Source organism: Streptomyces sp. NRRL S-495 (assembly GCF_000966955.1).
GTDB classification, from domain to species: Bacteria; Actinomycetota; Actinomycetes; order Streptomycetales; family Streptomycetaceae; genus Kitasatospora; species Kitasatospora purpeofusca.
Map to the genome: position 1 here is coordinate 1 of NZ_JZWY01000848.1, position 6,941 is coordinate 6,941.

The 6,941-nt window shown below is 74.2% G+C and carries 2 protein-coding genes and 2 pseudogenes; 1 reads left to right on the forward strand and 3 read right to left on the reverse strand.

Annotated features, from left to right (window positions below):
* The first annotated feature begins 186 nt into the window (after window positions 1-186).
* Window positions 187-1,425, forward strand: a complete 1,239-nt coding sequence (locus tag VR45_RS34830; RefSeq protein WP_052709614.1) for a serine hydrolase domain-containing protein — start codon at window positions 187-189, stop codon at window positions 1,423-1,425.
* Between the two features lie 130 nt (window positions 1,426-1,555).
* On the opposite strand, the pseudogene VR45_RS34835 reads toward VR45_RS34830, so the two are convergent.
* From VR45_RS34835 to VR45_RS46260, 3 genes and pseudogenes are all read right to left on the reverse strand, one after another.
* Window positions 1,556-4,466 (reverse strand): annotated as a pseudogene (locus VR45_RS34835) (acyltransferase family protein); the annotation flags it as partial.
* A gap of 241 nt (window positions 4,467-4,707) precedes the next feature.
* Window positions 4,708-6,486, reverse strand: coding sequence for a glycosyltransferase family 2 protein (locus VR45_RS34840; protein WP_078897174.1), 1,779 nt, complete (start codon window positions 6,484-6,486; stop codon window positions 4,708-4,710).
* Between the two features lie 284 nt (window positions 6,487-6,770).
* A pseudogene (locus VR45_RS46260) lies at window positions 6,771-6,941 on the reverse strand (glyceraldehyde-3-phosphate dehydrogenase); the annotation flags it as partial.

Below are 6,941 nucleotides of genomic sequence, written 5' to 3' on the forward strand. Positions count from 1 at the left end.
CCGCGGGCACCGCGCCGCCGCCGGACCAGGCCCTCCGGCTCGCGCCGCCGCTCCTCCCCGGGGAGGGGGACGGTTGGCTCCGTGGGGGGAGGCGACGGGTACCTCGGGCGGACGTTCCGCAGGCGCGCGGCGAGCAGGCTGGAAGCAGCCGGAAGCGCTCCGGCCACCATCGGGAGGGGACCCGGAATGACCACCACCACGCCGCACCGCAGCACCGCGCACCACCGCACCGCGCACCACGGCACGGCGCGCCGGTTCGCCCGCCGCGCGGCCGTCGCCGTCCTGGCCGGCGCGGGGCTGCTGGCGACGCTCGCGCCGAGCGCCTCGGCCGCCGCGCCGGCCGCACCGGTGGCTCCGGCCGCCGACCGGGCGGCCCTGGACGCGGCGCTGCGGGCCGTGGTCGGGGAGGGCGGCTCCTCGGCGGTGCTGGCGGAGGTCCGGAAGGACGGCCGCACGGCCTGGCGGGGAGCGGCGGGGGTCGCGGACCTGGCGACCGGCGCACCGGTGCCGGAGGACGCCCGGTTCCGGATCGGCAGCGTCACCAAGACCTTTGCCGCCACCGTGGTGCTCCAACTCGTCGGCGAACGCCGGATCGGACTGGACGACCCGGTCGAACGCCACCTGCCCGGGCTCGTCCCGAACGGCGCCGCGATCACCGTGCGCCAGCTCCTGAACCACACCAGCGGGATCTACAACTTCACCGACGACCCGAGGTTCGCCACCGAGGGCGAAGAGGCGCTGGACCGGTGGCTGACGGTCGGCCGCTGGACCACCTACCGGCCGGTGGAGGTGGTGCGGATCGCCACCGCCCAGCCCCCGTACAGCGCCCCCGGCGCGGCCTGGCACTACTCCAACACCAACTACGTGCTGCTCGGGATGATCATCGAACACGTCACCGGCCGCGGCTGGGACGAGGAGATCGAGCGCCGGATCGTCCGGCCGCTGGGCCTGCGCGGCACCTCGATGCCCGGTACCTCGCCGGTCGTCCCCGGGCCGCACGCCCACGGCTACGTCGAGCGCCCGTCCGGCGGCCCGGCCGATGTCACGCTGCAGAACCCGTCGGCGTACGGCGCGGCCGGGGCCGGCATCTCGACCACCCGGGACCTCGCCCGTTTCAACGCGGCGCTGCTCGACGGCCGGCTGCTGCGACCGGCGGAGCTCGCCGCGATGAAGCAGCAGGTCGCCACCGGAGGGGACATCACCTACGGCCTCGGGCTGAGCCGCTACCCCACCGCCTGCGGCGAGTTCTGGGGCCTCACCGGCGGCATCGCCGGCTACGGCACGCTGGTGATGGGCGACGCCGCGGGGCGGCGGCAGGTCGTCGTCTCGATCAACCCGTACCACGTCACCGAGGCCACCGGCCGTACCTTCCAGGCCCTGGTCGACACCGCGGCCTGCGGCAGCGGCGGGCCGACGGCGGACTGACGACGCACGGGTCGACGGCACGGACCGAAGGAACGGCCCCGGGCCGGGGAGCCCACTGCTCCCCGGCCCGGGGCCGCTTCCGTTTCCGCCTCCGCTGCTCCGGTGTCCGTCGGCGAGGGGCGGGGCCGGGCTACCGCTTCGAGGCCACCGACACGTAGTCCACCCGCATCGGGTGCCCCGGTTCGGTGGCCGGGGTGACGGAGCCGCCGAAGGCGGCCGGGAGGTTGCCGCCGACGGCGACGTTGAGGATGAGGAACAGCCCCCGGCCGACGGCCCGGTCCCAGGTCGCGCGGTCCATCTGCGCGGCCGTGACCCGGTGGTGCTCCCGGCCGTCGAGGTACCAGCGGACCTCCTCGGCGCCCGGCTTCAGGTCGACCTCGACCGCGTAGCGGTGGAAGCCGGTGCGGCACTCGGCGCCGCAGGGCTGGTCTCCCGAGCCGAGGCCGCGCGGCTCCTGGCACGGGCCGCCGTCCAGCACGCCGCAGTGCATCGTGCCGAAGACCGCGTCCCGGCCGTTGACCTGCTCCATGATGTCCAGCTCGCCGATGGCCGGCCAGCCGGTGTACCCGTTGCGCAGCTCACCGCCGAGGGTCCAGAAGGCGGGCCAGTAGCCGGCGGCGGCCGGACCGGTGACGTCGGGCAGTGCGATCCCGGCCTCGATCCGCAGCACACCGCCGGGCGGCGGGGCCAGGTCGGCGCGGCGGGACTCGATCCGGCCGGAGGACCAGCGGCCGTCCGCGGCCCGGGTGGGCACGATCTCCAGCGCGCCCCGGCCGTCGAGCCGGACGTTGTCGGTCGAATCGGTCATGGTCTCGACCTCGCCGGTCCCCCACTGCGCGGCCGGGCAGCCCGGGTAGCAGGTGCCGAGGTCGTACTGCCAGTTCGCGGCGGACGGGCGGCTGCCGGCCGGGCCGTCGAAGTCGTCGCGCAGCAGCTGGGTCCAGCCGGACGCGTCGGGTGCCGGGGCGGCGGCACCGGCACCGGCACGCGGCGGCAGGGCGCCCGCGTCCGTCAGTACCCGCTCCAGGCGCGGGGTCAGCACGACGGCGGCGACATTGGTCAGGTGCGTGTCGTCGCGGTAGAGCAGGATGCGTTCCAGTACGGCCGGGCAACTCCGGCCGTTACCGGGGCAGATGACGTCGTTGACCGACACCGCGCGCACGCCCGGTATCCGGCCGGCCGCGATCTCGTCCGCGAGCGGGTCCGCCCAGAGTGCCTTGTCGCGCGGGAACTCGCAGGCCGCCGGGTCGTCGGTGTGGCCGGAGACGCAGCACGTCCGTGCCGGGAATCGGGGTGTCGCGCAAGTAGACGATCGGGACGCCGAGTTCACGCAGCGGGGCGAGCGTCTTCGCCCAGCCCTGGAGCACCGACTCGCGGTCGTCGGTGTACCGGTTGAGGGTGGAGACCACGATCAGCCGCGGCTTGGGCCCCTCGGCCAGCCGGGTCAGGGCGTTCGCCCGCCAGGTGTCGCACTCGCGGTAGGTCCGGCCCAACTGCGGGTTCACCACCGAGAGTTCCGGCAGCGGGCAGCCCTGCTTGACCAACTCCTCCAGCTCCCAGCGCCGTTCGGCGGCGAGGGCGAGCAGCGAGGAGAACCACTGGCCGGCGTGCGAGTCGCCGAGCAGCACGATCCGGTCCGGGCTGCCGACCACGCCGAAGCGGCAGTCGGGGCTGGTGGTGGCCGCCGGGTCGACCTCGCACTCACCGTCCGGCGGGAAGTCCTTGCGCGCCTGGACGGCGTCCGGCACCACCGCCGGACCGCCCTTGGCCGGGGCCGCGGTGCGCACCAGCAGCGAGGTGCCGTCCGACGAACCGGGCGGCAGCCCCTGGAGGTCGACCGGCGCCGCCGGGCCGAGCAGCCGGAGCGTCCCGGTGCCGACGACCAGCGCCAGCACCACCGGGATGACCACCGAGGCGAGCCCCAGGGACAGCCCCCGGCGCGGGAGTTCGGAGACGGTGCGGCTGTGCCGCAGCGGCTGCTCGACCCACCGCATGACGGCTGCGGCGGGCAGGGCCGCGGCGGCGGTCAGCGCCACCTTCACCGGCCAGTCCAGCGGGCCGAACTTCGCGCCCACGAGGACCAGCACCGGCCAGTGCCAGAGGTAGAGGTTGTAGGAGAGCCGGCCGATCGCGCGCGGGACGCGCAGGCCGAGGACGCGGTCCACGCCGTAGCCGGACGCCGCGCTCCCCTCCCGTCCCGGCGTACCGGCCAGGACGACGGCCGCCGTGCCCAGGGTCGGCACCAGCGCGGCCCAGCCCGGGTACGGGGTGCTGCTGTCGTACGCCAGCACGCACCACACCACGGCCGCCGCACCGCCCCAGCCGACCGCCGCCCGCAGCGGGCGCGGCCCGCGCAGCAGGTGCCAGGGCAGCAGGGCCAGCAGCGCGCCGACCCCGAACTGCCAGACCCTGGAAGGAGTTCCGAGGTAGGCGAGCGACACGGAGTCGTGCGTCCAGCGCAGCGAGAGCGCGAAGGAGCCGACGGTCAGCACGGCGGCGAGCGCCGCCGCGACCGGCCGCACCGCCCGCCCGCGCCCGTCCGCCCGGCCGCGCCGCACCACCCGCAGCACCAGATAGGCGGTGAGGGCCAGCAGCGGACCCCACGCCAGGTAGAACTGCTCCTCCACGGCCAGCGACCAGAAGTGCAGCAGCGGGCTCTCGTCCCGCCCGGCGGCCAGGTAGTCGGTCTGCTGGGCGACGAAGCGCCAGTTGCCGACCGAGAACGCCGCCGCGAGCACGTCGTACTCCAGGTCGGCCCGGCGCAGCGGCACCGTCAGCCAGGCGCCGAACAGTGCCACCGCGCCGAGCACGATCGCGGCCGAGGGCAGCAGCCGGCGGGCCCGGCGGGAGAAGAACTCGCCGAGCCGGATCCGGCCGGTGGTGGTGGCCTCGCGCAGCAGCAGGCCGGTGATCAGGTAGCCGGAGACGACGAGGAAGACGTCGACCCCGACGAAGCCGCCGGCCAGCCCGGGGACGGCGGCGTGGAAGGAGAGGACGGCGAGCACGGCGAGCGCGCGCAGGCCCTCGATGTCGGGACGGAACCCGGCCGAGTGCCGCGCCCGGCCCGGGGCATCGGAACCCCGGGAGAGGACGCGGCCGAAGCGGCCGCCGCGACCGGCGTGACCGGTGGCGGTCCGCTGGCCGGGGATGGTGAAGGCGTCGGGCGCGAGCTCGGCCACGACGGCCGGCGGCGCGGAGGACGGTAGGGACGAGGAGGACTCGGGAGGTGACGACTCGGGAGGTGACGACTTGGGAGGTGACGACATGGGCGGTGGCGACCTTTCAACCCAGCCAGGGCAGCATCGGGCGGACCCAGCCGGACGCGAGCAGAGCGGTGAGCACGAGCGTGGCGGTGGCGGCCAGCCCCTCCGGCCAGCGGCGGGGCAGCATGCCGGACCGGGGCGCCTTCGGCCCGGCTGTGACGTCGTCGCGGCGGGCGGTGCCGCGCACCTCGCCGACGAGGTCGCGGATCAGCGGCAGACCGATCTGCGCCTGCACCGCGAGGTAGAGCCCGAGACCCCAGTTGGGGGCCCATCCGTACTGCGCGACGGCCAGGCCGAGGCCGACGGCGGCGGCCCCCAGCGAGCCGCCGAGCCAGGCCAGCGAGACCAGCACGACCTTGCGCGCCATCCCGCCGGAGCGGGACTTGCTCCGCGCCGCGGGCGCGGTGGCCCCCGTCGCGTCCGACCCGGCCGACCCGGCGGCGCCGGTCGGCACCCAGGCCGCGCTGCGCCCGCGCAGGGTGTGCCAGAAGGCGACCCCGGCGGCGACGCTCATCAGCACATTGGAGCGGATCACCTCGATCCGCCAGCGGGTGCGGCTGACCCGGGGCAGCAGCACGTGCCATAGCCAGAGCGGCGCGAGCATCGGCAGCACGTGCCAGGGCCGGATCTGCTCCGGGTACCAGAACATCATCACCAGCGGCGGCAGTGGCGCGACGAAGATGTTCACGGCGGCGGCGAGGTAGCCGACGATGCCCTCGTAGAAGCAGAGCCGCATCCGCCAGGGAGCGCCGATCCGCTTGAGCTCGGGCGAGCCGAGCAGGTGCAGATTGCCCATCGCCCAGCGGTACTGCTGGTTGACGTACGAGGCGAGGTTGTCGGGCGAGGTGCCCTTGGCGACCAGCACCGGGACGTACAGCGTCCGGTACCCCTGGGCGTACAGGCCGAGCCCGGTGAAGAGGTCCTCGCTGTGGTCGAGCCGGGCGAACCCGCCGGCCCGGTCGATCGCGACCCGCCGGTAGACGGCGTTGCTGCCGCAGCAGATGGCGGCGTCACTGGCGTCCCGGGAGGGCTGGATCCAGCGGAAGAACCACTCCTGCGCGGCACCGGCGGCGCGCTCGATCCAGCTCATCGTCTCGTCGGTGTCGAAGCACTGCGGGCTCTGGACGATGCCGATCCGCGGGTCCGCGAAGTACGGGACGAGGTGGCGCAGGAAGTCGGGCCGGGGCGCGAAGTCCGCGTCGAGGATGGCGATGAGCTCGCCGGTGCTGAGCGTGAGCGCGTGGTTGAGGTTGCCGGCCTTCTTGAGGTGCCCCCGGTCGGGCCGCACCACGTACCGGTACCCGTGCGCGGCCGCCAGGTCGGCGACCTCGGCCCGGTCGGCGTCGTCGAGCACCCAGACGGTCAGCGCACCGGGCCAGTCGACCTCGGCCACCGCCCGGTAGGCGTTCTCCAGGATGTCCAGCGGCTCACCGCAGGTCGGCAGGTAGAGGTCGACGGTCGGCAGTTCCTCCGGCGCCCACGCGTGCACCAGCACCTCGTGGGACTGCCGGGTGAGCCGCCGCTGCCGCAGGCTGTTGACCGAGGACAGCGCCAGCGCGACGACGTTGAGTCCCAGCACGGCGAGGAACACCCAGAGCGCGGGCGTCCGCAGCGCGAACGTGAACATCGTCCCGGCGGTGAAGACGAACGCCGCCGAACTGGCGACCAGCACCCACCGCCGCTGCGGCCCGAAGTACCAGTAGAGCTCCTGGTCGTCCGGCGGTTGCGGCAGATGCGTCGGAGGAGAGGAGGAAGAGGATGAAGTAGATGAAATGGACGTGATTTCTCGGACAGTCATATGGCCCCCACAGCCGTGTTTCTGACAGCTCCACAGCCACAGTACCAGCATTGGTATAGACCATTGGTCCACGCTCCGAGGGCCGGACGTCATCTCCGGGCCACCTCACCCCTTTCCGTGAAGCAGCAGGTCACGCGGGCGTTAACACTCCTCCAACTTCCGCTCCACCCGAACCTCCGGACACCCGGAAACGCCAGTGGGGCGGCAACCGGATCACCGGTTGCCGCCCCACTGTTCATGTCCGGGCCCCTACGAGGGGTCCCGCCGAAGCCGATCCGCCCGGATCAGACCGCCGGGACGGGGTAGGTCGGGTACTCGACGCCCGAGACGTGCTGGACGACCCGGATGACCTGGCAGGAGTAGCCGAACTCGTTGTCGTACCACAGGTAGAGGATCGCGTTGTCGCCCTCGACCTTGGTGGCACCCGCGTCGACGATCGACGCGTGGCGCGAGCC

What these genes read in the sequence shown, in the direction of transcription:
- VR45_RS34830 (WP_052709614.1), top strand. Translation starts at nt 187, where the DNA reads ATGACCACCACCACGCCGCACCGCAGCACCGCGCACCACCGCACCGCG.
- VR45_RS34840 (WP_078897174.1), bottom strand. Translation starts at nt 6,486, where the DNA reads ATGACTGTCCGAGAAATCACGTCCATTTCATCTACTTCATCCTCTTCC.